Origin of the sequence: Chromohalobacter sp. HP20-39 (assembly GCF_033052815.1) — a bacterium.
Classification (GTDB): Bacteria; Pseudomonadota; Gammaproteobacteria; order Pseudomonadales; family Halomonadaceae; genus Chromohalobacter.
The window spans coordinates 1-238 of the sequence record NZ_JAWHTP010001139.1; the positions used below are offsets into that span (position 1 = coordinate 1).

Genomic DNA, 238 nt, shown 5'->3' on the forward strand with positions numbered 1-238 from the left:
GCCTCGGGCCTGGCGGAATTCGCCACCCACACGCACGACCTGCACCACGGCGTTCTGGGCAACCCACAGGGCAACGAATTGCCGGCCGCCAGCACGCACGAATATCTGCCCAAGATGGGCCGGTATGAGACCGACGACGAGTATCGCAAGCGCGTGCGTGATGATCTGCAGCGCAGCGTCGACATCATCCAGAAGAACATCGGCGCCAAGGTGCACACCGTGGTCTGGCCGTACGGTG

1 protein-coding gene is annotated in these 238 nt (G+C 63.9%); it reads left to right on the forward strand.

Annotation, left to right across the window (positions count from 1 at the left end; genetic code table 11):
- A partial coding sequence (locus RVY79_RS21455) for a polysaccharide deacetylase family protein (RefSeq protein ID WP_317466647.1) occupies window positions 1–238 on the forward strand: 238 nt, incomplete at both ends.